At 68.8% G+C, this 23,071-nt stretch carries 23 protein-coding genes; 12 read left to right on the top strand and 11 right to left on the bottom strand.

Annotated elements, in window-relative coordinates:
* The first annotated feature begins 8 nt into the window (after positions 1-8).
* Positions 9-1,784: a SulP family inorganic anion transporter gene (locus B9D87_RS19695; RefSeq protein ID WP_007769573.1), complete on the top strand. Its 1,776-nt coding sequence runs from the start codon at positions 9-11 to the stop codon at positions 1,782-1,784.
* On the opposite strand, the gene B9D87_RS19700 is transcribed toward B9D87_RS19695, so the two are convergent.
* The 5 genes from B9D87_RS19700 to B9D87_RS19720 all read right to left on the bottom strand — a co-directional run bounded on the left by B9D87_RS19700 (position 1,781) and on the right by B9D87_RS19720 (position 6,510).
* Positions 1,781-2,617, bottom strand: coding sequence for an SDR family oxidoreductase (locus B9D87_RS19700; RefSeq protein WP_007769571.1), 837 nt, complete (start codon positions 2,615-2,617; stop codon positions 1,781-1,783). The two genes, B9D87_RS19695 and B9D87_RS19700, sit on opposite strands and share 4 nt — an antisense overlap.
* A gap of 65 nt (positions 2,618-2,682) precedes the next feature.
* Positions 2,683-3,987, bottom strand: a complete 1,305-nt coding sequence (locus B9D87_RS19705) for a calcium:cation antiporter family protein (RefSeq protein WP_040629513.1) — start codon at positions 3,985-3,987, stop codon at positions 2,683-2,685.
* Between the two features lie 250 nt (positions 3,988-4,237).
* On the bottom strand, positions 4,238-5,056 hold the full coding sequence (locus tag B9D87_RS19710; RefSeq protein WP_007769565.1) for an SDR family NAD(P)-dependent oxidoreductase: 819 nt from the start codon (positions 5,054-5,056) through the stop codon (positions 4,238-4,240).
* Entirely contained in the window at positions 5,057-5,470 is a 414-nt protein-coding gene (locus B9D87_RS19715) for a nuclear transport factor 2 family protein (protein WP_007769563.1), read from the bottom strand.
* The gene (locus B9D87_RS19720; RefSeq protein ID WP_007769560.1) at positions 5,467-6,510 is read right to left on the bottom strand and encodes a zinc-binding dehydrogenase; all 1,044 of its coding nucleotides are present in this window, start codon (positions 6,508-6,510) and stop codon (positions 5,467-5,469) included. The genes B9D87_RS19715 and B9D87_RS19720 overlap by 4 nt, the downstream gene beginning before the upstream one ends.
* A gap of 122 nt (positions 6,511-6,632) precedes the next feature.
* Here B9D87_RS19720 and B9D87_RS19725 point away from each other — a divergent pair, with 122 nt between their 5' ends.
* The 3 genes from B9D87_RS19725 (at position 6,633) to B9D87_RS19735 (ending at position 9,800) form a co-directional block, all read left to right on the top strand.
* Entirely contained in the window at positions 6,633-7,490 is an 858-nt protein-coding gene (locus B9D87_RS19725) for a helix-turn-helix domain-containing protein (protein WP_007769553.1), read from the top strand.
* A gap of 100 nt (positions 7,491-7,590) precedes the next feature.
* Positions 7,591-8,979 carry an MmgE/PrpD family protein gene (locus tag B9D87_RS19730; RefSeq protein WP_007769551.1) on the top strand — a complete coding sequence of 463 codons (1,389 nt, stop codon included), beginning with the start codon at positions 7,591-7,593 and terminating at the stop codon, positions 8,977-8,979.
* A 56-nt stretch (positions 8,980-9,035) separates the two neighbouring features.
* The gene (locus B9D87_RS19735; protein WP_007769548.1) at positions 9,036-9,800 is read left to right on the top strand and encodes a DUF2127 domain-containing protein; all 765 of its coding nucleotides are present in this window, start codon (positions 9,036-9,038) and stop codon (positions 9,798-9,800) included.
* A gap of 22 nt (positions 9,801-9,822) precedes the next feature.
* On the opposite strand, the gene B9D87_RS19740 is transcribed toward B9D87_RS19735, so the two are convergent.
* The gene (locus B9D87_RS19740; protein ID WP_007769545.1) at positions 9,823-10,437 is read right to left on the bottom strand and encodes a PaaI family thioesterase; all 615 of its coding nucleotides are present in this window, start codon (positions 10,435-10,437) and stop codon (positions 9,823-9,825) included.
* Positions 10,438-10,528: 91 nt separating this feature from the next.
* On the opposite strand from B9D87_RS19740, the gene B9D87_RS19745 reads away from it, so the two are divergent.
* Both B9D87_RS19745 and B9D87_RS19750 read left to right on the top strand, forming a co-directional pair.
* Positions 10,529-11,374 carry an SDR family oxidoreductase gene (locus tag B9D87_RS19745; protein ID WP_007769543.1) on the top strand — a complete coding sequence of 282 codons (846 nt, stop codon included), beginning with the start codon at positions 10,529-10,531 and terminating at the stop codon, positions 11,372-11,374.
* A gap of 339 nt (positions 11,375-11,713) precedes the next feature.
* Positions 11,714-12,325: a class I SAM-dependent methyltransferase gene (locus tag B9D87_RS19750; protein ID WP_007769540.1), complete on the top strand. Its 612-nt coding sequence runs from the start codon at positions 11,714-11,716 to the stop codon at positions 12,323-12,325.
* On the opposite strand, the gene B9D87_RS19755 is transcribed toward B9D87_RS19750, so the two are convergent.
* Positions 12,260-12,850, bottom strand: coding sequence for a CGNR zinc finger domain-containing protein (locus B9D87_RS19755; RefSeq protein WP_052002424.1), 591 nt, complete (start codon positions 12,848-12,850; stop codon positions 12,260-12,262). The two genes, B9D87_RS19750 and B9D87_RS19755, sit on opposite strands and share 66 nt — an antisense overlap.
* 148 nt (positions 12,851-12,998) lie before the next feature.
* Here B9D87_RS19755 and B9D87_RS19760 point away from each other — a divergent pair, with 148 nt between their 5' ends.
* Complete coding sequence (locus tag B9D87_RS19760; protein WP_007769536.1) at positions 12,999-13,694, top strand: SDR family oxidoreductase; 696 nt, start codon at positions 12,999-13,001, stop codon at positions 13,692-13,694.
* A 248-nt stretch (positions 13,695-13,942) separates the two neighbouring features.
* A complete protein-coding gene (locus tag B9D87_RS19765; protein ID WP_007769534.1) occupies positions 13,943-14,401 on the top strand; it encodes an SRPBCC family protein in 459 nt (152 codons plus the stop codon).
* A gap of 12 nt (positions 14,402-14,413) precedes the next feature.
* On the opposite strand, the gene B9D87_RS19770 is transcribed toward B9D87_RS19765, so the two are convergent.
* The 3 genes from B9D87_RS19770 to B9D87_RS19780 form a co-directional block, all read right to left on the bottom strand.
* On the bottom strand, positions 14,414-15,160 hold the full coding sequence (locus tag B9D87_RS19770; protein ID WP_007769532.1) for a class I SAM-dependent methyltransferase: 747 nt from the start codon (positions 15,158-15,160) through the stop codon (positions 14,414-14,416).
* A 138-nt stretch (positions 15,161-15,298) separates the two neighbouring features.
* A complete protein-coding gene (lipJ, locus tag B9D87_RS19775; protein ID WP_040629509.1) occupies positions 15,299-16,672 on the bottom strand; it encodes a bifunctional lipase/adenylate cyclase LipJ in 1,374 nt (457 codons plus the stop codon).
* Between the two features lie 9 nt (positions 16,673-16,681).
* Positions 16,682-17,323, bottom strand: coding sequence for a TetR/AcrR family transcriptional regulator (locus tag B9D87_RS19780; protein ID WP_052002422.1), 642 nt, complete (start codon positions 17,321-17,323; stop codon positions 16,682-16,684).
* 185 nt (positions 17,324-17,508) lie between these two features.
* Between B9D87_RS19780 and B9D87_RS19785 the strand changes: the two genes are divergently transcribed.
* The 4 genes from B9D87_RS19785 (at position 17,509) to B9D87_RS19800 (ending at position 22,033) form a co-directional block, all read left to right on the top strand.
* A complete protein-coding gene (locus B9D87_RS19785) occupies positions 17,509-18,459 on the top strand; it encodes an oxygenase MpaB family protein (protein WP_007769527.1) in 951 nt (316 codons plus the stop codon).
* A 149-nt stretch (positions 18,460-18,608) separates the two neighbouring features.
* Positions 18,609-19,373: an SDR family oxidoreductase gene (locus tag B9D87_RS19790; protein WP_007769524.1), complete on the top strand. Its 765-nt coding sequence runs from the start codon at positions 18,609-18,611 to the stop codon at positions 19,371-19,373.
* Positions 19,374-19,529: 156 nt separating this feature from the next.
* Positions 19,530-20,633, top strand: a complete 1,104-nt coding sequence (locus tag B9D87_RS19795; protein WP_007769522.1) for an acyl-CoA synthetase family protein — start codon at positions 19,530-19,532, stop codon at positions 20,631-20,633.
* Between the two features lie 35 nt (positions 20,634-20,668).
* Positions 20,669-22,033: an aldehyde dehydrogenase family protein gene (locus B9D87_RS19800; protein ID WP_040629607.1), complete on the top strand. Its 1,365-nt coding sequence runs from the start codon at positions 20,669-20,671 to the stop codon at positions 22,031-22,033.
* A gap of 21 nt (positions 22,034-22,054) precedes the next feature.
* Here the strand turns inward: B9D87_RS19800 and B9D87_RS19805 are convergent, their stop codons facing one another.
* Complete coding sequence (locus B9D87_RS19805; RefSeq protein ID WP_040629507.1) at positions 22,055-22,798, bottom strand: cutinase family protein; 744 nt, start codon at positions 22,796-22,798, stop codon at positions 22,055-22,057.
* Positions 22,799-23,071 lie beyond the last annotated feature (273 nt).

A 23,071-nucleotide genomic window follows, 5' to 3' on the forward strand; every position in this document is an offset into this window, starting at 1 on the left:
TCGAAAACGTGGGTGTGCGTGTGAAATACGACCTGGTGAAGGGCCGGCACGATGTGGTCGCCGGCCTGACCGTCGCCGCCATTTCCTTCCCCCAAGCGATGGCCTATGCCCTGATCGCCGGGGTGGACCCGAGATTCGGCGTCTACTCGGCGATCGTCGTGACGGTCGTCGCCTCGATCTTCGGTTCGTCCTCGCATCTGATCAACGGACCGACCAGCGCCATCTCGCTACTGGTGTTCACGGCGCTGGCCTTCATCGACTCGGAAAACTCCAAGGAACTCTTCGAGGCGCTCTTCCTGCTCGCCGTGCTGGTCGGCGCATTCCAGATCGTGATAAGTCTGTTCAAGCTCGGCAACCTCACCCGCTACATTTCCGAGTCGGTCATCATCGGCTTCATGGCGGCCGCGGCCTTCCTGCTCGCCATCGGGCAGCTGGGCAACGCACTGGGCGTCCGCGACAAGGGCAACGGCCACATGCAGGTGCTGCGCCGCGTCTGGCTCACCCTGACCCACGGTGATCACATCAATTACCGCGCACTGACATTGAGCGCGGCGGCGGTGATCCTGGCTGTCGTGCTGCGCAAGCTGGTGCAGCGCTACGGATGGCCGCAGGTCGACATGCTCGCGGTGCTGATCATCACCGCGCTCATCGCGTACCTCGCCGGCTGGTCGACCCCGGGCCGGGGTGGGCACACCGCGGTGTCGGTGGCCGCCAAGATCCCGCGCAGCCTGCCCGGACCGCACGTGCCCGAGGTGCACACGGAGTGGCTGCCGCATCTGTCCACGGGGGCACTCGCCATCGCCTTCGTCGGCATCATCGAAGCGCTGTCGATCGCCAAAGCCATTGCCTACCAAACACAACAGAAGATCGACTACAACCGCCAGATCATGGCCGAAGGCCTGGCCAACCTGACCGGTGGCTTCTTCCAGAGCCTGCCCGGGTCGGGCTCGCTGTCGCGGTCGGCGATCAACTTCCAGTCCGGCGCCGCGACACGGTTCTCCGGAATCGTCTCGGCCGCCACGGTTGCCGCGGCCCTGCTGTTGTTCGCACCGCTGCTGCACTACGTTCCGCAGCCCGCGCTGGCCGGGCTGCTGCTCGTCACGGCCGCGCGCCTGGTGGACTTCAAGCGCCTGGTCTACACCCTCAAGGCTTCTCGCTACGACGCCGGGCTGGTGGTCGTGACCGCCTTCACCGGCATCGCCGTCGACCTCGACAAGTCGGTGCTGCTCGGGGTGGTCCTGTCAATCCTGCTGTTCGTGCCACGGGCGGCCAAGCTGAAGTCCAAGGAGCTGGTCGTCACACCCGAACGCGTGGTCCGCGAACGCATTCCGGGTGACTCAGCGGATCCCTCGATCGTCATCTACGACCTCGAAGGCGAGTTGTTCTTCGGAGCCGCACCGGAATTGGATCGATACCTGACCGGGATCAGCCGGCGGATCACCGAAGGGGATATCGCGTTCGTGGTGTTGCGGCTCAAGCGGGTGCGCCACCCGGATGTGGTCTGCATCGAACGCATCGAGCAGTTCCTGCGCGAGACGACCGAACGTGGCGTTACCGTCCTGCTCGCCGGGGTGCGTCCCGACACGCTCGGCGTCCTCAACAACGTCGGCTTCCAGAGTTGGTTCCCGGCCGAGCAGGTCTTCCCCGAAGAGGACGAGGAATTCTCGGCCACCCTCAAGGCGGTGCGCTACGCCCACAACAGGCTGGCCGACCTGAAAGTCAAGGAGCCCTTCACCAGCGCGCCCGAACTCGCCCCGCACTCCGAGCTGTACTACCTGGTCTAGCCGGCGGCGGACAGCCTGGCCCGTTCGGTCATCGACGCGATCACCCCGCCGTCGTTGAGAATGTCTGTGCCGGTGAGGTATCCGGCCTTCTCGCTGGCGCAGAAGGCGAGCAGCTCGGCCATCTCTTCCGGCTTGCCCCACCGCGGGACGGCCGCGTTGGCCACCATCGCGCCCGCGCCGGCCTGCTCCTCGAGCCGGCCCATCTCGGTGTCGATGGACCCCGGTGAGACCGAGACGATGCGCAGGCCGCGGGCGTTGAATCGCTCGGCCTGCGACTGGCTGTACCACTTCACGAAGCTCTTGCTCACGGCGTAGGCCAGACCGGATCGCGCCTCCTCGGGAGCGATGTCGCACGCCGCCAGCATGGCGTCCATGAATGCGTCGGTGTCGTCCAGCGCCTGCGGAAACTGGCTTGCTGGAACGATTTCCGCGGGCAGCATGTGCGCGGCCATCGATGCCACGTTGACGATCACCGCGCCCTCGCCGGCGACCGCGAAAAACTCCTCGTTGACGTTGACCGTGCCGACGGCGTTGGTCCGCATGACGTAATCGGCGGCGCCCATGCTCGGGCTGACCCCCGCGGTGTGGATGACGGACACGAGCGTCCCAAGGCTGCTCGCGGTCTTCAGCAGGTCCGCGACGGCGCGCCGGTCGGTGACGTCGCAGCCGACGGCGGTCGCGGCGATCCCGAGGTCTTGTAGGGTCGTGGCGGCGGCCGCCAGCCGGTCCTGCCTGACGTCGCACAGCACCAGGGTGTGGTCGCGGCCGACGATTTTCGCCGTGGCCAGGCCCATGCCGCCCGCGCCGCCTGTGATCACCGACACTCGATTCATACCTGGACCGTATACGCAGGCGGCCGCCGAACCCGGTGTGGGGCGGTCATCGGCGCGACGGTGGCCTAGCGCGAATGTGCGGAACCCTGCGGTTCGTGGTGTGGGTGACCGGTGTGCCGGATCGCCGTGCCGAAGAACGGCGCCCGGACGGTGGCAACTATCTGGCGTCGGTTGATGATCAGCGCGACGACGGCCACCGCGATGTAGACGCCGCAGAGCAGTAGCCGCCCCTGTGTCGAGAAGATCGGGAACTGGATCACGAACAACCCGAGCAGTGTGCACGCGGCGGCCCGGTGGAACCGCAGCGCCAGGATCAGCGCCACGCCCATCATCGTCTGGGTCGCGGTGAGCAGCACCTCCTCCACCTGCCGGGAATCCAGGTGCAGGGCGAACCCGCCACCGCCCAGCAGGTGGGCCAGGGGCAGCGACCCGATCAGCAGGGTCCACTGGTTGACCTTGGAGGAGATCAGCGTGGCGATGGCGGCGGTGCCCTTGCCCCGCGTGGCGAAGATGGTCGCGATGATGAATTCGGGCGCTTCGGAGGCCAGCGGGGCCAGCCACTGCACCAGCAGGAAGCGGTTGATGCCGAGCTCGGTGCCGGCGGCGACCAGGTTGTCGGCAAAGGGTTTGGCGCACAGCAGGATCACCCCACCGGACGCCAGGAACATCCCGACCACTGCGACGCGCCGCCCACGGTCGGGCAGGTCGCCCAAGGCGGCCGCCGTACCGATCAGGTCCGGCTCTTCGACGTCGCCGTGGCTGATCTTGTAGAGGTAGAACCCGAACCAGGCCAGCAACGCCAGCCCGAGCCCGAAATGGATCTGCCCGCTCGCCGGGATCACGAACGCGAGGACGCCGGCGATCAGCAGGAATCCGAGTTCGACGCGATTTGCTGGCTCCAGCGTCAAGCCGGTGACCTTCGCCGAGCCGGACTTGCGCGCGACCAGGATGCTCACCAGCACCACGACGGGCCAGCCCAGCCCCATCAACAACCGGTTGGACCCGGTCATGTTGGCCGCGGCGTACTGCGTGTAATCCGCGTTGTGGCCGGACACGTAGGCGTAATAGAGGTCGACGGCGTATTCGGGCAGCACCGCGATCAGGGCGAGCAACGCCGTGGCCAGCCCGCCGGACACGTCGATCTGCGCGGCCTCGGCCGCCCACGCCAGCAGGAAACTGGCCGCCACCACCGCCGCCCCGAAGATCAGCAGGGCGGGCACCGCACCGGTGTGCAGGCCCGCGATGCGCACCACCACCGCAGGGGCGATGAATGCGCCGGTGATCAAGCCGGAGCGGGTCAGGGTGCGGCGCCGCCAGAGCGCCGTCGTCGAGACGGTGGCTGCGGGCCTGTCGGTGGCGAGCATCGTCATCCTTCGCACTGGCGATCGGGCGGCTACATCGGCTCGGGTGCCGTGGGTTAACCGGTTACCCAACGTACCCGTAGCGGCCGGGGTCAGCAACGCAGCGGGTTGGCGAAACGTACGGCGCTCCCAAGCGCATCTTTGCTGTCCAGGGTGCTGCAGACGCAAAAGTTAGGGTGCCCTGATCTGAGACTTTGGCAAACCTCGTCGGCGGGCGATGGGGCCCGCAGCGAACGCCCGGCGTCGCCGCGGGTTGCGGCTAGGCGTCCGGGCCCATGGCCGCGGCGGCGGCCTGGGTGAACAGCTCGACGGCCTGATTGCGGCTCAGCGACGCCAGCAGCTGCGCCGCGGCGCGCATGGTGTCGCCCACCATCAGGGTGGGGCCGTTGCCGAGGTTCTCGAACGCCTCGGCGATCACGTCGGACACGGCCGCCGCGTCCGGCGGTACCTCGTCGGGCGACCCGAGCAGGCCGCGGGTGTACTCGAGTTCGCGCAATGCCGGGGTGTTGGTCTTGCCCAGGATCAGGCCCAGAACGTCGACGCCCTTATCGTGCAGTTCGGCCCACAGCGCCTCGGCGAAGACCATGTCGAACGCCTTCGACGCGCCGTAGGCGACCATGTTCGGCCCGCCGGCCAGCCCGGCCCCGGAACCGAAGATGACGATGCCGCCGCTGCCGCGCTCCACCATCGCGGGCGCGTAATGGTGACACAACTGCATGGGCACCATGCAGTTCCGCTGCACCATCGCCTCGGCCGCTTCGATCGGATTGGCAAGGAAGGGCTCGAAATTCGGGTCGGCACCGGCGCAGTACACGAGTGTGCCGATCTCCAGGTCGCCGGTTGCGGCGGCCACCGCCGCGGCGGCGCCCTGCTGAGCGAGATCGATTGCGACGGCTCTGGTTTGCGCCGACGTCCTGGCCTCGATGTCGGCGGCGACCCGGTCGAGCACGGCCTGCCGGCGGGCGAGCAGCACCACGTTGACGCCACGCTCGGCTAGCCCTTCGGCGAACGCCGCACCCATACCGTCGGAGGCGCCGGCCACCAACGCCCAGGGCCCGTATTTCGTTGCGAACGTCATCTATCCTCCTCCGATCGTCGTGATGCGAACCTGCGTGTAGCGCCGGCGGGCGATGCGCCACCCTGCCGGCGTGCGCACGATGTCGTCGTCGTAGAACCCGATCGCGTTGACGCCGGAGTTGTTGTCGCCGGCCATGATCAGGCCGTCGATGTAGGTGCGTGCCGTGGCTTTGTCGCCGTCGACGGTGATGGCGTGGTTGGTCAGGCGGTGCAGCGTGTGTCCCGCCAGGGCGTGCACCTGCTCCATGAAGTCGGCGACGGCGTCGACGCCGTTCCAGGCGCCGATCTCGCCGTAGTCCAGTTGGCAGTCGTCGGTGAACACGGTGCGAAACAGCGGCCAGTCGCGCCGGTCGATGCCCGTCGCATACCGCACCAGCAGCTCCGAGATGTCTTGGCGGTCATCGCGTTCGCTCACGAGTGGTCTCCGTTCGGGCGGACAATGATCCGGGGCGGGCCCTCGGACCTGCGGGCCTGATCCAGAGCCTCGGGCACCTCGTCGAGGCCGATGATCTTGCCGATGCTCGGCAGCGGGTCCAGCCGGCCCGCCGCGATGGCGTCGAGCGTGCCGTACCAGTCCTGCGGGTGCGGACCGCCGCCGAACTGAATCGTCACGCCCTGCCTGGTGGCGGTGGTGATGTCGAGGGTGTCGCCCGTGTACCAGCCGCCCGCGCAGTAGATACGGGTGCCCATGTCGGCGGACTCCACCAGCTGCTGGATCAGCCCGGGTGCGCCCACACATTCGAATACGACTGCCGGTCCGGGTAATCCGCGCTGCGCGCGCACCTCGTTGAAGGCGTCGAACGCTGACTTTTCACCCGGGTCGACCAGCACGTGCGCGCCGAAGCGGTCACCGGCAAGCCGGCGCCGATCGGCATTGAAGTCGGCGACGACGATGGGTTCGATGCCGCGGACGGCCAGGGCCGCGACGGCCGAGAGCCCGATCGCCCCCGCGCCGATGACGATGGGGATCTCGCCGGGCTGCAGCCGCGCCGAGCGCACGTAGAACTCGCCGACCGCGAACGCGTCGGTCAATGCCACGGCATCGCTGGACACCCCGCCCGGGACGGGCTTGGCGGCCACCTCCGAAACCACCAGCAGCTCAGCAAAACTGCCCTGCGCCTCGGGATGCTGACCGATGATGCGCATTCCGCCGGCGCCGCCGTCGACCAGGCGGACCGGCATGGCCGTCACGCGCGTACCGACGGCGTACTGGTCGGTGCAGTCCGGCCCGTGCCCGACGACCTCGCCGACGAATTCGTGGCCGAGCACGATGTCACGGTCGCTGTCGTACAGCGAGCGGCCGGTCGGGTCGTCGACGGCGAGCTCGGGGTGATCCATGAAATGCACGTCGGACGCGCAGATCGCGGTGCTCAACGTGCGCAGCAGCAGCTCACCGGGCCCGGGCTCGGGGTCCGGCGTCTCGCGGACCTGCAACCGGCCGTCGCGTAACACCACAGCGCGCAAAGCACTAACTTTCTCGAATAATCGATATAAGATCTCGAATGTTCGTCTAACTCTAAACGCCGTCGTAAAGGAGTCAAGCGATTCGCGGTTCGACGTCAGCGCCGACCGCCCGCGTGCTCGATGTCGTCGAGCTGCTGGCGCGGTCTGGAAGCGCGCGGCTGCGCTTCTCCGATGTGGTGCGCGAGCTGGATCTCACCCAGGCGACCGCGCACGCGATCCTGAAGACGTTGTGCGACCGCGGGTGGGCCAGCCGTGATCCCGTCGCGAAGACGTTCGCGCTCGGGCCCGCGCTCGCCGTGGTGGCCGCCCGCATGGACACCGCCCGGCCACTCGCACATGCGGCGCGGTCCGCGGCCCTGCGGCTATCCCGGGAAGTCGGCTACGCCTGTTCGGTGGTCGAGAAGTTCGGTGATTCCTTGGTGGTCACCGCCTTTGAGGGCGAGCCGGCCACCCAGCCGTCGGGCATCCCGGGTGATCGCATCCCGTACGCGCCGCCCTTCGGCGTGGCGATGGCCGCCTGGGACACCGAGGAGGAACAACGCGGATGGATCCGGCGGGGTGCCGGTGACAACGCCGACCGCGCCCAGCGCCTGCAACAGGTGTTGGCGCACACGCGCGACCGGGGCTTCGACGTCGACTGGACGACGCCGGCGCTCGCGCAGGCGGTGCAGGTGGTCGGCACGCTGGACAGCACGGAGATGCCGACTCCGGTGCGCCACATCATGGACCAGTTGCTGGTCGAATTCACCACGATCGGGTTTCTCTCCGACGACAACCCGGGCCGGCGCAAGCAACCCGTGGTGACCATCGCCGCTCCGGTTTTCGACGAACGGGGACGCGTTGCGCTGATGGTGGCCGTGCACCCGCTGTGCGCGCTGAGCGCGCGGCAGATCCGCGACATCGGGAGCCACCTGACCGACGAGACGGCCGCGCTCGGCGGATCGCGACCGACGACCGATAACGCCGTGTAGCGGATCGCACACACGATCCAGGCCCGCGCGGCGGTCGTCGTCGGCGTGCGTCGGGGTAGCCTCGCCTGGGAGGCGAAAAGTGGTGGCACATAACTACGTTGTGGACGAGCTGGCCGAATTCGTCGTGGGCGCACGGCAGGCGGATCTGAGTGGGCAGCCGCGCGCACTGATGAAACGCAACGTGCTCGACAGCCTGGCGTGCGCCGTCGGTTCGCTGGACGGGGAACTCGTCCCGACGATGCGTGACCACACCGCCGAGTTCGGTGGCGCGCCCACGGCCACCCTGGTCGGCGGCGGGCGGGCTTCCGTCGACCAGGCGGCGTTCTTCAATGCGGTGCTGGTGCGCTATCCCGATCTGCTCGACACGTATCTGACCGTGGGCGGCCTGTGCCATCCCGCCGACAACCTCGGGGCCTTGCTGGCCGTGGCGGAGCACACCGGCGCGGGCGGGGCCGACTTCCTGCTGACGCTGGCGGTCGCCTACGAGATCCAATGCCGTTTCAGCGCACAGGTTCCCGTGATGGCGCGCGGGCTCAACCACGCGCTGCAGCTGTCGATGTCGGTCGCGGCGGGCAGCGCGAAGCTGCTGGGGCTCAGCGCCGAGCAGACCGCGAACGCCATCGCCGCCGCGGCCGCCGACAACGTCTCGCTGGCGACGGTCCATGCCGAACCGGTGTCGAACTGGAAGGGCATCTCGCCGGCGATCACCGGCATGCGCGCCGTGTACACGACGATGCTCGCCGCGCGCGGCATCACCGGGCCCAAGTCGCTGTTCGAGGGCCCACACGGGTTGGTGCAGCTGTTCGACCAACCCATCGATCTGCACACCGGTGATCGAAGCCTGCGCTGCGTGGAGCAGACCTACCTGAAGCAGTACTGCTCACTCATCCACGGCCAGGTCGTGATCGACGCGGTCCTGGCCGTTCGGACCGAGAACGGCTTGCGCGGTGCGGATGTCGCTGGGGTGGTCCTCGAGGTGTTCCAGGGGGCGTACGACTTCGCCGGCGGCGGCGCCTACGGCGACAAAGCACATCCGATCACCAAAGAGCAGGCCGATTACAACCTCAAGTACCTGACCGCCGTAGCCCTCCTCGACGGCGGTGTGGGCCCCGAACAGCTCGAGAACGAACGTGTGCTGCGCAGCGACGTCCAGGACCTGTTGACGCGCGTGGAGGTCAGGCCGGCCGACGATCTGACCGCCGGCTATCCGCAACGCACGGCGGCGCGCGTCCACGTGATCGCCGACGACGGCCGGGAATTCAGCCGCGAGCAGTCGGATTACGAGGGATCGCCCACCCGTCCGATGTCCTGGGAACGCGTCGTGGACAAGTTCGGCTGGCTCGCCGAACCCTTCTGCGACGAGCCGCTGCGCGACGACATCGTCCGCGCGGTGGGGCGGCTGGATGAGATCGAGGTCGCCGAGCTCACCGGTCTCCTCGGGTCGGTGCCTCGGACCGCCCGGCGCGCGCGCAGCAGCCCACGCTTCTGACGCGCATCGTGCGCGCCCCCTTGCGTGGCCGACCGCCCGCCATGAATGATCCGGCCATGGGGAAACAACACCGCCACAACCGGTGGGAGCTGGTCACCTGCGCCGTCGCCGGCCACGTCACCTATGCACCCGACGACAAGTCCCTCGCCGACCGGTTGAGCGGCAGGACCGGGCTGGGCGAAGTGTGGCGCTGCCTGCGGTGCGGCGAATTCACCGTCGGCGAGCCGCACGGCCGCGGCCGCGCCGAGGACGCTCCGATGATCATGCGCGGCAAGGCCTTACGGCAGGCCATCATCATCCGCATCCTGGCTGTGGAGCGATTGTTCCGGGCGGTGGTGATTGCGTTGGCGGCCTACGCGGTGTGGAAGTTCCGCGGCGCGCGTGGCGCGATCCAGGCCACCCTCGACCGCGACCTGCCGATCTTTCGGACCGCCGGCTTCAAGGTCGACCAGATGACCATCGTGCACGAACTGGAAAAGGCGTTGGCCGCCAAGCCTTCCACCCTGGCCCTGCTCACCCTGATGCTGGCCGGCTACGCCCTGCTCGAGGTGGTCGAGGGGGTGGGCCTGTGGTTGCTGAAGCGCTGGGGCGAATACTTCGCGGTGATCGCCACCTCGGTCTTCTTGCCGCTCGAGGTCCACGACCTGGCCAAGGGCATCACGATGACCCGGGTGGTGACCTTCAGCATCAACGTCGCCGCGGTGATCTACCTGCTGGTCTCGAAACGACTGTTCGGGTTGCGCGGCGGACGCAAGGCCTACGACGAGGAACGGCGCGGCGAGCAGTTGCTCGACGTCGAGAAGGCCGCGGCGGCGAGCTGACCCGCCCGCGGCGCGGCGACGGTCAGGCCCGCGCGTCCTTGGGGTGGATGAACACGCCCTCGGCCTCCACCGTGACGCCGTCCTCGTCGGCCAGGTGGCCGACCGCGAAGATCTTGACACCATCGACGCGGTCGACGCGGGCCTCCGCCCGCAGGCGCCGGCCCAGCGCCGTGGGACGCCGGTACCGCAAGGTCAGGGTGCCGGTGTAGGCGGGCTTGTCGGGCTGGTGGGCCGTCGCGCCGAGCACGTGATCGAGCACCAGGGCGCACACCCCGCCGTGAACGGTGCCCGGCGGCCCCTCGTAGGCGGCGCCCAGCACGAACTCCGACCACACCAGGCCGTCGGGATCGTGATGGATGACCAGTGGCGGCGCGACCGGGTTCCGCAGGCCCACCACGGCGTTGCCCCACGCGACGGTCTGGCCGTCGGGGGCTCGGTGCACACCGAACGGCCCGGGCAGCAGGGCATCGCTCAATTCGTCGGCCGCGCTGTCGATTCTGGCTATCGCCGCCGCCACGGCCGTCGGCCCGGCCTCGGTGCGGATGCTGATGTCGAGGAGCCGGCGGACCGACTCGGCCAGCGGCGCGTACACCGACTCGAGCTGGCTGAAATCGATGCAGGGCGTCTGGTCGTGCATCCTGGCAACTTAGCAGTGTGACCACTGGGTGGGCCGAGCCCGTCGGAGCGGCCCGTCGCCCGGGCATACTGCCCTGAGAACGGAGGAGTCAATGGGGACCTATGCCATTACCGGGTCGGCATCCGGGATGGGCCGCGAGACCGCCCGGCGTCTTCGGGACAACGGGCACAGCATCATCGGCGTCGACATCAAGGACGCCGACGTGGTCGCCGACTTGTCGACGCCCGATGGGCGCACGGCGGCCGCGGGCCGCGTCCTCGAGCTCTCGGGTAACAGGCTCGACGGTGCCGTCCTGGCGGCCGGCCTGGGCCCCAGTCCGGGCCGCGATCGCATCCGCAAGATCGCCGCGGTGAATTACTTCGGGGTCGTCGAACTGCTCGTCGCCTGGCGTGCCGCGCTGGCCGCCGCGGACCGCGCGAAAGTCGTTGTCATCGGCAGTAATTCGACCACCACCATACCCGCGGTGCCGCGCCGCGCGGTCAAAGCGTTGCTTGCCCACGATGCCGACAAAGCGGTGCGCACGGTGCGGTTGTTGGGGCCGGCGGCGCCCTCGATGATGTACGGGGCGTCCAAGATCGCGGTCAGCCGTTGGGTGCGCCGGCACGCGGTGCTTCCGGAGTGGGCCGGGGCGGGCGTGCGATTGAACGCGCTGTCGCCCGGCGCGATCATGACACCGCTTCTGCAGGAGCAGTTGTCGGATCCGCGGCAGGCCAAGGCCGTACGGTCCTTCCCCGTCCCGGTGGGCGGCTTCGGTGACGCAGGGCACATGGCGGACTGGATGTGCTTCATGCTGTCCGACGCCGCCGATTTCCTGTGCGGCAGTGTAGTATTCGTGGACGGCGGTACCGACGCTTATTTCCGTCCCGATGACTGGCCGAAGGCGTTACCGGCACACCGATTGCCCGGTTATCTGCGCAGGTTCAAGGGTTTTCACTAGACGCACTGTTGCGTTGCTTTCGTTGCGCCGCGGATGTGCCGTACACCACAAAGCGGCTTTTCGTGGCGTTTACCGCGGCGCGGCGCCCCCGTAAAACGGCTGGGGTGCAATTGAATGAGTCGGCGCGTAAATGCCGAAAGAACAAAGGAAAACATCGTGGCAACACTTCCGGCCTGGGTTGGCCAGGCTCCCGCCACTTTCGACGTGGTCGCGCCTCTGAAGACGCGGGCCTTCGATGTAGTACACGCGGTGTTCAGAAGCGGGCGGCGACCGGTGAACCCGGGTCCGCGCCTGATGCCCAAGGGCGCCGAACGCTGCTGAGGTACGACTGGGCCGACGGTGGCTGACTACGCGAAGCACGAGGACTACTGGAACCACAACACCGCCTATCACCCCTGGCTGGTCGACCTCGCGTCCCGGCACCGCGGTGACGTCCTGGACGTCGGATGCGGGGAGGGGTTGCTGGCCGCGCGGCTAGCCGCGGTGTCACGCAGCGTCGTGGGGATCGACGCCGACGCGGCAGCGGTGCTGCGCGCCTCCCAGCGACTGCGGGCGCTTGGGAACGCCTCGGTGGAACGGCGGCGCTTCGAGGATCTCCAGCAGGCCGAGCGTGCGTTCGATCTCATCACCTTCGTCGCCAGCCTGCACCATCTGCCGCTGCGCGACACGCTGTGGAAGGCACGCCACATGCTGCGCCCCGCGGGGGAATTGGCGGTGGTCGGGTTGTCCGCCAACACGAGTGTCGCCGACTGGGTGTGGGCCGGCCTGTGTTTGCCGGCGGTGCGCGTCGGGTCGAGGCTGCACCGGGAGACCCGCAACATCGGCGTCGCCGTTGCCGATCCCCGCGAGAGCCTGGCCGAGATCCGGCGGACAGCCGAAGACGTCCTACCGGGTGCCCGCATCCGGCGGGGGCTCTACTACCGGTACCGCCTGCTCTGGCGAAACGGCTGAGGCCTGCGCGCGAGCGCGTTCGCGCCGCCGGGCCCGGGACGCCCGCAGATTGACGGCGTTGCCGCAGGTTTTGACGTCGTGCCAGACCCCGCTGTTGTTTTTCGAGCGGTCGTAGAACGTCGACCCGCACCGGTGGTTGTGGCAACGCTTGATTCGCCGCCACGTGCCGGCGTGCTGGCTCAACAGGATCTCGCCCCACAGCGCCGACGCCAGCCAGCGCCAGCCGCCGCCGGCGGGATCCAGCCGCACCTCGCCGGCCGCGGACAGCGCGAACGAGGCCGCAACGCCGCCGGGACCGCGCCCGCCGGTTGGTTCGCCGTCCACCAGCCGCTCGACGATGGCCCGCACGGCGCGAAGTTTGACCAGGTCCGCGTCGCCCAGCTCCGGTGGTGGCAGGTCCGCGCCGCGCGCCGCCGACCAGGCCCGCACCGCGCCCGCCGCCCAGTCGCCGGCCAGCTTCGGGTCGGCCAACAGGTCCGGCCCGTACCCGCCGATGGCCCTCGTGTTCAGGAAGTCCTGCACCAGGGCCAGGCCGCCGGGCGCTGGGGCGCACCCGTATCGCTGTGACGCAACCCACGACGATGACATAGACAAATACTAATTGACTATGTCACGCAGTTCAACTAGCTTGACGTAAGCAAAGTAATTTTGCCTAAGTCAAAGGAGCAGGATCATGGTCAACGTCAAGGGGTCGACGGTGGTGGTCACCGGTGGGCAGCGCGGGCTCGGCAAGGCCATCGTGGCGGAGTTGTTGGAACGCGGCGCGGCCAAGGTGTACGCCACCGCGCGGGCGCCACAGCCCAGTCAGGACCCGCGTGTGGTCAGCATCGAATTGGAGGTCACCGACCCGGCTTCGGTCGCAGCGCTGGCGGCCAGGGCGTCGGACGCCGACATCGTCATCAACAACGCCGGCGTGCTCGGCGCCCGGAGCCTGCTCGCCAGCGACATCGACGAGGTCCGGGCGGTCTTCGAGACGAACTACTTCGGCGCGCTGCGCGTGGCCAAGGCGTTCGCCCCCATCCTGGCCGACAACGGCGGCGGGGCACTGGTCGACGTCGCCTCCATCCTGTCCTGGATGCCCGGGTCCGGCGGGTACGGCGACTCCAAGGCCGCGCTGTGGTCGACGACGAATTCGCTGCGGCTCGAGCTCGAGAAGCAGGGCACCCTGGTGGTCGCCGCGCACCTCAGCTTCACCGACACCGAGATGACCACCGGCTTCGACGCGCCCAAGAACGACCCGCGGCAGGTGGCGCGCGCGATCGTCGACGGCATCGAGGCGGGCGACACCGAGGTGCTGGCCGACGACGACACCCGCTACGTCAAGGCCGCGCTGTCCGGGCCCGTCGAGGCGCTGCCCAGGATGGGGTGAGCGGCGGGAGCTTGAAGGTCTGTCCGAAGGCAGAACCCGTGGTGTGACGGTGGGTCAAGCAGGCCCTTGCGGTGGCTCACTTGGTCGGAGCCCGGACTAGGCTCTCTGCGCTTCGGACAGACCACCGGGTTGCCCCGGCGCGTCCACCGTCGCACGCGGGCGCCGGGCGCGGCGATGGCCAAAGGTCCTCAACGGCCCGGCCCAAAGTCACCAGCGCAGCCAGCGGCCCGGCGTGTTTGGATAGCACCATGTCCGATACGGAACTCGAACGCGTCGTGAGTGCCACCCGTGTGATGTCGGCCAACGCCGCCCGGATTTTCGAACTGATCGCCGACCCGTCGCGCCAGCCGAGCTGGGACGGCAACAACAACCTGGCGTCGTCCGCCGCCGGCCAGCGCGTTCACCGGGTCGGCGACGTCTTCAAGACCACGCTGACCAATGGGGCAGTGCGGGAGAACCACGTCACCGAATTCGTCGAGGGTAGCAAGATCGCTTGGCGCCCAGCCGAACCCAACAAGCAGCCGCCGGGCCACCTGTGGCGCTGGGAGCTCAGCCCGGTCAACGCCGAGCTCACCACGGTGACCCACACCTACGACTGGACCGAGCTGGCCGACCCCACCCGCCTCGAGCGAGCCCGCGCGACGACGGCCGACATGTTGCGCGAGTCGATGGACCGGCTCGCCCTGCTCGCGCAGTCGCCGGACTGAGGTGGGCCGACGTCAGCCCTTCTTGGCGCGCACCCACTGGAACGTGCCGAGGTTCTTCACTCGCACGCTGGCAAAACCGTTGTCCTCCAAGACATCGCCGATTTCGTCGTCGTCGAACGCGTGCGCACCGACATTCGGCAGCAGCCGCCAGTACCGGGCCAACCGACCGGCGGTCGGGACCATGACGGCCAGCTTGCCGCCGGGCCGCAGCACGCGCGCGATCTCGGCGAGGGCGGCCGCCGGATCCGGTACCAACTGTAGCACCGCGGTCGACACCGCAACGTCAATAGTCTTGTCGCGCAGGGGGAGTCGTTGCGCATCGGCCTTGATGAAACCGACCTGCGGCCCGGCCTCATTGCGCACGGCGCGGGCAAGCATCGGTTCGGAGATATCGACCCCGAGGCCCAGCCCGTCCGGGCCGGCGGCACGCGCCAGCGACGCGGTGACGTTGCCCGGGCCCGAGCCGACGTCCAGCGCGACGCCGCCCTGCGGAACGTCCAACCACTCCAGCGGCAGCTGCAAGGCGCTGATCCAGCGCCGCGAAAGCGCCTGGGCGTTGTCGTAGAGCATCGACCCGATCGGTGACGCCCACGCCGCCTGGATCGGGCCGGTGTTCTCCTCGACGGCGCCGTCCTGGCCGGCCCCGGTGCCGAGCAGGTCGAGATAACCCCGGCTCACGTCGGGATCGACCGGCGGGTCGATGAGCAGGTCCAGCGCTCGCCGGAGCGCGGGAGGCAGCGAGATGTGCACGTCGGTCATGCGTACTCCTTCGATCAAATGCCAAGCCAGACGCCGGAAATCGAAGGGAAAGCCGCGAAGCCTCGGCTCCGGTGAATCCCCGCCCGCAGCCTACGCCGAGGCCCCTGACGCTTCGACCGCTGCGAATTGTCCGCCGGGTTACCGGCGGGCGACGGCATGCTCGCGCGCCAGGGCGTACAGCCGCCAGTAACCGGGCACACCCTTGAGCGCGGCCTCGCCGCGGTCGCCGAACCTGTGCCGCGAGCCGGTGACGATGTCGCGCAGCGTCGACGACACCAGTACCTCGCTGGGCCCGGCGAGTGCGGCCACCCGCGCGCCGATGTGGACGGCCATGCCCGCGACGTCCGCGCCGCGCACCTCGACTTCGCCGGCGTGAATGCCGACCCGCACCTCGATGCCCAGCACGCGAACGGCATCCACGATGGCGTCGGCGCAGGCGATCGCCGCGCTCGGGCTGCTGAAGGTCGCGACGAATCCGTCCCCGGCCGTGTTGACTTCGCGGCCGGAGAAGCGCTGTAGCTCGTGGCGCACGATCCTGTCGTGGTTGTCCAGCAGGTCGCGCCACCGGTGATCGCCCAGCGCCGCGGCGCGCTCGGTGGAGCCGACGATGTCGGTGAACATGATCGTGGTGAGCAACCGCTCGGCGTCGGAGCCGCCACGCACCCCGGTGATGAACTCTTCGATTTCGTCGAGCATCGGCGCGGTGTCGCCGACCCAGTACAGAGCGTCCTCGCCGGGCAGTTCGACGAGGTGCGATCCGGCGATGCGCTCGGCGAGGTAGTGCGCGTGCTGGACGGGGCTGAAGTCGGGGTTGTCGCGATGCAGGATCAGGGTCGGCACGGCCACGCGTGGCAGCCGGTCGCGGACGTCGCCCTCCCTGACCTTGTTGATGAACGCGCGCGCCATGCTCGGCGACGCCGCCCGGTTGCCGGCTATGTCCCACCACGAGCGAAACGCGGCGTCCTCCGCCACCGAGGGCGCGATGATGCCGAGCATGTCGAAGCCCTGCTCGACGGCGTCCGGCTCCATGCCGATCGACGTGAATCGATCGGCGTCGTCGAGCTCGGCGCCGATGGGGTAGTCGGGCCCCCGCAGCGTGCGCGCCGCGCCGTTGGCGATGACGAGGCTGTTCACCCGGTCGGAGTGTTCGGCGGCCAGGACCACACCGGCCAGCGTGGTGAAGCCCGGGGCGAAGACGGTGGCCCGCTCGCAACCGACCGCGTTCATGACCGCGAGCGCATCCTGCGCCCACGATTCGGGGCCGAGCATCTCCGGCGGAACCCGGGACGACAGCCCGATCCCGCGCTGATCGAAGCGGATCACCCGGCAGAACGACGCGAGCCGGCGATGAAAGCGGTACATCGAGGGCTCGAGGTCGACGCAGTCGATCGGGATCAGCGGGCCCGGCAACACCAGCAGGTCCATCGGCCCATCGCCGAAGACCTGATAGGCGATGTCGATCTCACCGCAACTGGCGTACCGGGTCCGCGGAGCCGCAGAACTCCCAGCCACGGCTTAAGGCTAGTGCAGGGTCCCGACAATTCCAGGGCCGTTGACGGGCCCGCCGATGATCGGAACCAGATAGCGCGCGGCGTACGCGCGCACCGCGGCCGGGTCCGAGATGTCGAGCCGGTCGGTGGGAAAGACGATGATGCCGAGCGCGACGCGAAGCAGGATGTCGGCGATGTTGTCCAGGTCGCGCTCGGCCAGGTCGGCGCCGCACCGCCGCAGGGTGTGGGCGATGCCGTCGGCGAACTGGCGGATCGGGAAGGCCTGCGAGCGGGAGAACATGCCGAACAGCTCGGGTTCGCTTTCGGCGATCCGCGAATACAGCGGCGAGTCCTGCACCAGGCGGACGCCGAGTGCGAACGCCTCGATCACCGCCTGTTGTGGGTCGCAGCCCGTTGTCGCCCGGTCCAGGGTGCTGAAGAAGAGGCCGGCCTCGCGCCGCACCACCTCGGCGAACAGGTTCTCCTTGGTGGGGAAGCGACGGTAGATGGTGCTGCGGCTGACCCCGGCCCGGGCGGCGACGTCGTCGATGTTGGCGCGGCGCACGCCGTAGGTCTCGAACACGCTGCGCGCCGTGTCCAAGATCGTGCGATCGAGATCGGTGAGCGCATCGGCGGTGCCGGAAGCGGAGGCAGAGCCCGGTTCGGACTGCATGATTGGCGGCATCGTATCAACTCCTCGGCCGGGTCACTGCCGACATTTCGGTGCCGGGATCCGCCCCCGGCTGTGCAACGACGGCGCGCGATTGCTAGGCTCTGAAACAAAGATACGACTTTGTGTCAGTGGTTCACAACGTTCGGCGGGGCGCAGGCCGCGTCCGGTGCGACGAGGAGGTGGGCATGACCGCCCAGCACGACGAGTTGACCGCGGGGTCACGGTTCGACAGCGGCGTTCGCGAGGCGATGCCGATGCCCATCGACGACGACGTGGCCGACGCCGCACCGCGGCTGGGCCCGGATTCGTTGATCTGGAAGTTCTACGGGGACAACCGGACTCAGCTCTTCGGATTCCAGCGCACCGCCGGGGTGGAGAACTGCATCGAACAGCTGGCCCAGGGCGTGCTGGACCACTCTGTCATCTTCAGCGACACGCTGGGCCGCGCCAAGCGGACCGCGCCGCCCCTGATGAACACCGTCTACTCCGACGAGCCCCACGAGTGGGGCCGCAAGGTGCGCGACTTCCACAAGACGATCAAGGGAACCATCAGCGACGGCTCGAGGTATCACGCGTTGAATCCGGAGCTGTTCTACTGGGCGCACGCCAGCTTCGTCGACCAGGTCATCTACAACACCGACACGTTCATCCGCCGGCTGTCGCGCGCGGAGAAGGAACAGATCTTCAACGAGGGCAAGCTCTGGTACCGCCTGTACGGCGTCAGCGACCGCGGGCAGCCGCAGACCTACGACGACTTCCTGGCCTACTGGGACGAGATGCTCGACCGGTTCGTCCCGCACAAGACCGTGCTCTACGGCACCGGCTACATCCGCAAGGGCATCCCGGGACCGCGCCGGATCCCCAAGCCGGTGTGGAAGATCCTGTCGGCGCCGCTGAACGCCTACACCCGCCTGGTCGTGGTCGGCACGCTGCCACCCCAGATGCGCGAGGTGTGCCAGCTGGAGTGGGACGCCAAGAAGGAAAAGCGCTTTCAGCGCGTCGCCGCGGCGATCCGGGCGCTCAACCCGCTGCTCAACCGGCTGCCCGTCCGGGTGCTCTACACCAGCTGGGCGGCCAAGGCGTGGCAGCGCGCGGGCGTCGACCCGCGCCGGCTGCACAACCGCCCGGCCGCGTAAGGAGATTTGCCGGCCGTCGCGGTTGTCGTGACACCGCGCGGGCGCATAGGGCATCGTGGTTAGCCGGCTCCGCATTGGGGCATTCCGCTACGTCGGCCGAATGGCCGGTCGAGCGAGCCGATGGCTGGGCGACCCGAAGGAGAACCGCGATGCAGATGACCGGCAATACCGTCCTGGTCACCGGCGGCGGCAGCGGCATCGGCCGCGGCCTGGCCGAGTCTTTCCACCGGTTGGGCAACCAGGTGATCATCGCCGCCCGGCGCGGCGAGCATCTGCGGGCGGTGGCCGAGGCCAACCCGGGCATGCGGACGCTGTCGCTCGACCAGGGCGACCCCGCCGACATCCGGCGATTCGCCACCGAGCTGACCGACCACTACCCGGACCTCAATGTGCTGGTCAACAACGCGGGGATCCAGCGCGTCGAGGACCTGACCGGCAGCAACATCGGCCTGGCCGAACAGAGCATCGCCATCAACCTGCTGGGCCCCCTCCGGCTGACCTCGGCCCTGCTGCCGGCGCTGCTGCGCAAGCCCCACGCCACGATCCTCAACGTGACGTCCGGGCTGGCCTTCATGCCCAGCGCGCTCACCCCGACCTACTGTGCCGCCAAGGCGGCGCTGCACTCCTACACCGAATCGCTGCGATTCCAGCTGCGCGACACCTCCGTGCAGGTGATCGAGATCATCCCGCCGCACGTGCAGACCGCCCTGCAGGGCGAGCGGGGATTCGACCCCCGCGCGATGCCGCTGGAGGACTACATCACCGAGACGATGACGCTGCTGCAGACGCAGCCGGACGCCAAGGAGATCGTGGTAGAGCGCGTCAAGATGTTCCGGTACGCCGAGCGTGACGGCACCTATGACGACATCTACCCGCGCTTCAACGAGGCGATCACCGCCCTGCTCGGCAGCTAGGCCCGCTCGGCTACCGCCGCAAACCGGCATTGCCCTGAACGCCACGTGCACGCCGATGAAACTCCCTGTGAAATAAGGCGATAAAGCGACAGAGCGACATGACAGGGTGCCCGGCGTCCTTGGCGTATCGGTCCACGATGGGACAGGATCGAGGGCATGGCCGAAGCCGACTTCTCGTTGTTGGACGTCCCGCGGGCAGCGCCGGTCGAGGATGCCGACGCCTATCTGCGCGCCGCGATCGCCTGGCACTTCGGCGCCGACACCGGTTCGCCGTTCTGGCTGCGAACCGCCCGCACGCTGGACTTCAACCCGCTGACCGACGTCAACACCTTCGCCGATCTGCGGCTGTTTCCCAATCTGGTCAACGAATTGCGCAGCGTCCCAGTGGAGGACCTCATTCCACGCGGCTACCTGACCGAGGGGGCCGCGCCGCCGGTGCCCCAGATCTTCGAATCCGGCGGCACCACCGGCGCGCCGAAACGCACTGCGCAGCTTCCGGATTGGGTCGCGCAGGTCATCGAATGGCAGACCGAGGACTTCGCCACGGGCGGCTTCCGGCAGGGCCAGGGGTTCCTCTGCCTGATGCCGAGCGGGCCGCACGGCGTCGGCTACTTCTCCCGGCTGGTGTCGCAGCGGCTCGGCGCGGCCTTCCACGCGATCGACATCGATCCCCGCTGGGTCAAGAAGATCGCCGCCCGTGGCGCGGCCGCCGACGTGGCGGCCTACGTCGACCATGTCGTCGAGCAGGCCGTCTTCGTGCTGCAGACCCAGAACGTCGCCAACCTGCACACCACCCCGCCGCTGCTGGAGGCGATGGCCCGCGACGACCGGGTGGTCGACCTGATCAACGCCAAGATCCGCTACCTGTTGCTCAGCGGCGCGCATGTCGATGCCGACACCCTCGACCTGCTGCGCGGCATCTTCCCGGCGACCACGATCACCATGGCGTTCGGCAGCACCATGGTGCTGTCGCAGGCGGTCACCCGGACCGTCGACGGCGACGCGTTCGTCTTCGACCCGCGCACCCCGTACGTGGTGTTCTGGGTGGTCGATCCCGACACCGGGGAACGGGTGCCGTACGGGCGGCCGGGGCAGGTGGTGATGAACCATGTCAGCAAGGGCATGTTCATTCCGAACAACCTGGAGCGCGACCTGGCGATCAGGAGGCCCGGGCCGGCGGGCGAGCTCAGCGACTCGGTCAGCGAGGTGCGACCGGTGTCCACCTTCGAGGGTGAGGCCGTCATCGAAGGCGTGTACTGAGCGTGGCGGGCAAAACTGACAGCACCGCAACGGGTTTGGTGGCGCTGGACGCGCTCGGCGCGGATGGCGAATACCGGACCCGCAACCGCCAGGTGATCACCACCACCGCGGGCGCCGCCGTCGCGGAGCTCAGCATGGTTCCGCCGCTCTACGTTTCGCGCACGCTCGGGGCGCAACGCAAGGCCGCACCGCTGCCGATCGCCCAGCGCGCGGCCGCGCTGGCCCGGGCGGCCGACATCTTCGGCAGCGGCGTGATCGCCGGCCTGGATTTCGAGGCGTATGTCGGGCTGGCCGGCCGTATTTCGGGCATGCCGATCGCGATCACCCGCGCCGGCGCGCGCGGCGTGGCCGACGCGGTCGCCGGCGCGTTCGATGCGGTGCGGCCAGCGCAGCCGGTGGGCGCGACGCTGGACTGGCGTGAGGAGCGCACCCGCGCGGGCGGCGCGGTGTGGGTGCGCCGCGGCGAGGTGTTCGCCGTGCACGCGGCCGGAAACGGTCCCGGTGTGCACGGGCTGTGGCCCCAGGCGCTGGCGCTCGGCTACCGGGTCGCGGTGCGCCCCTCGCGGCGCGAGCCGCTGACGGCGCATCGGCTGGTGTGTGCGTTGCGGCAGGCCGGGTTTCGCGCCGAGGACGCTGCATATCTGCCCACCGACCATGCCGGGGCTGACGAGATCATCCGGTCCGCCGACCTCGCGATGGTGTACGGCGGCCAGGACGTGGTCGACAAGTACGCCGGCGATCCGGCGGTGATCGTGAACGGACCGGGACGCACCAAGATCGTGCTCACCGCCGACCGCGACTGGCGCGACCACCTTGACGTCATCGTCGACTCGATCGCCAACCACGGCGGCATGGCGTGCGTCAACACCACCGCGGTGCTCTACGAGGGCGATCCCGCCGCCCTGGCCAGGGCGATCGCCGAGCGACTGGCGACCATCGAGCCGCTGCCCACCGACGACGAGCGGGCGAGCCTGCCCACCCAGCCCGTCGAGAAGGCGCGCGCCCTGGCTAACTTCTTGGCGGCCAAGGCCGCCGGGTCGACCCCGCTGCTCGGCGCCGATCAGGTGGTCGCCGATCTCGGGGACGGCTACGCCGCGCTGCGGCCCGCCGTCCATCTGCTGGCCGGACCCGACGCGGACAGGCTCAACCTCGAACTGCCCTTCCCGTGTGTGTGGGTGTCGGGCTGGACGCGCGAGGACGGGGTGCGGCCGTTGCGGCATTCGCTCGTCGTCACCGCGATCACCGGCGACGAGACGCTGATCGACGACCTCATCGCCGAGCCGACCGTTGGCAACGTCTACTGCGGACACCACCCGACGTGGTGGCACGCGCCGCACGTTCCGCACGACGGATTCCTGGCCGACGCCCTGATGCGCAACAAGGGCTTCATCAGGGAGTAGCCAGGAATCCCGGTCGGGCCGTTACTCCCCGAAGCTGCCGTGCGGCGACGCGACCGACTGTGCGCCGGGCCCGCCGGAGCCGAGGTGGCTGGAGGCGAAGGCGACGCCTTTGTCGATCATCGCGCCGTCGTCGGCGTACGTGTCGTGCGCCGCGAAGTTCATCCCGTCGGAGCACACCGGGTCCTCGGTGGCGCACACCTTGACCGTCTTGTCTTGGTAGAGCGGGCCGATAACCACGGGGGGCTCGTTGAGGAAGTTCATCGCCCGCACGTTGGGCATGCCGAACAGCACGACCGAGGAGACGTGGCTGGCGACGTCGGGGGACAGCGGCTTGGGAACGGTGTTGGGGTCGATGCCGTCGGGCACCGACGCCGAGGTGACGAACCCCATCACGGCCGCGCCCTGCGAGTAGCCGCCGAGCACCATCTTGGTGTTGGGGCAGTCGTGGGCCATCGAATTGATGTGGGCGCCCGCGTCTCTGATGCCGTCGATGCCGGTATCCCATTGGTCACTGGCGGGGTAGTTGACCGGATACACGTCAAAGGACCGCCCACCGACGCGCTGGTGTAGCGCGTCGACGAAGGCCTGACCGGTGGGGCCGACACCCGGGGCTTCGCCGGTGCCGCGGGCGAACACCACTTGCACGTCCGGACACTGGGCCGAGGCCGACGGGATAACGGAAGTGGACAAGGCCGACACGGCCATGCCCGACGCTGCGAGAACTGCTGCTGAACCGAGGGAACGAAGTAATTGACGCGCAATCATGCCGCCATTGTGCCCAGCCGACACGCCCGTTAAACACAGGAAACACCGAAATTACTGTGTTCTCATAAAATAACCGCCGCTGATGCGGACGGGCTGAGATTGGTTGCGCGCGGCGAGCATCCGGCGCGGGCGCTCGGCCCGCGTGCGCGCACTCGTGGCCTGGGGACCCCCGGCAGCCGTCTCGGCCGGGGTGGAGCGCGAGCCCGGACTGCAATGTGGTCTGCTACTTGTAGTTTGAGTCGGGGGCACGGTGAAGCAAGCGCCGACCCCGGC

Source organism: Mycobacterium colombiense CECT 3035, from assembly GCF_002105755.1.
Taxonomy (GTDB): Bacteria; Actinomycetota; Actinomycetes; order Mycobacteriales; family Mycobacteriaceae; genus Mycobacterium; species Mycobacterium colombiense.

Excerpts from the sequence above, each read along its gene's own strand:
- B9D87_RS19700 (WP_007769571.1), bottom strand. The coding sequence starts at position 2,617 with ATGAATCGAGTGTCGGTGATCACAGGCGGCGCGGGCGGCATGGGCCTG.
- B9D87_RS19705 (WP_040629513.1), bottom strand. The coding sequence starts at position 3,987 with ATGACGATGCTCGCCACCGACAGGCCCGCAGCCACCGTCTCGACGACG.
- B9D87_RS19710 (WP_007769565.1), bottom strand. The coding sequence starts at position 5,056 with ATGACGTTCGCAACGAAATACGGGCCCTGGGCGTTGGTGGCCGGCGCC.
- B9D87_RS19735 (WP_007769548.1), top strand. The coding sequence starts at position 9,036 with ATGGGGAAACAACACCGCCACAACCGGTGGGAGCTGGTCACCTGCGCC.
- B9D87_RS19740 (WP_007769545.1), bottom strand. The coding sequence starts at position 10,437 with ATGCACGACCAGACGCCCTGCATCGATTTCAGCCAGCTCGAGTCGGTG.
- B9D87_RS19745 (WP_007769543.1), top strand. The coding sequence starts at position 10,529 with ATGGGGACCTATGCCATTACCGGGTCGGCATCCGGGATGGGCCGCGAG.
- B9D87_RS19760 (WP_007769536.1), top strand. The coding sequence starts at position 12,999 with ATGGTCAACGTCAAGGGGTCGACGGTGGTGGTCACCGGTGGGCAGCGC.
- B9D87_RS19765 (WP_007769534.1), top strand. The coding sequence starts at position 13,943 with ATGTCCGATACGGAACTCGAACGCGTCGTGAGTGCCACCCGTGTGATG.
- B9D87_RS19770 (WP_007769532.1), bottom strand. The coding sequence starts at position 15,160 with ATGACCGACGTGCACATCTCGCTGCCTCCCGCGCTCCGGCGAGCGCTG.
- B9D87_RS19780 (WP_052002422.1), bottom strand. The coding sequence starts at position 17,323 with ATGCAGTCCGAACCGGGCTCTGCCTCCGCTTCCGGCACCGCCGATGCG.
- B9D87_RS19785 (WP_007769527.1), top strand. The coding sequence starts at position 17,509 with ATGACCGCCCAGCACGACGAGTTGACCGCGGGGTCACGGTTCGACAGC.
- B9D87_RS19790 (WP_007769524.1), top strand. The coding sequence starts at position 18,609 with ATGCAGATGACCGGCAATACCGTCCTGGTCACCGGCGGCGGCAGCGGC.
- B9D87_RS19795 (WP_007769522.1), top strand. The coding sequence starts at position 19,530 with ATGGCCGAAGCCGACTTCTCGTTGTTGGACGTCCCGCGGGCAGCGCCG.
- B9D87_RS19805 (WP_040629507.1), bottom strand. The coding sequence starts at position 22,798 with ATGATTGCGCGTCAATTACTTCGTTCCCTCGGTTCAGCAGCAGTTCTC.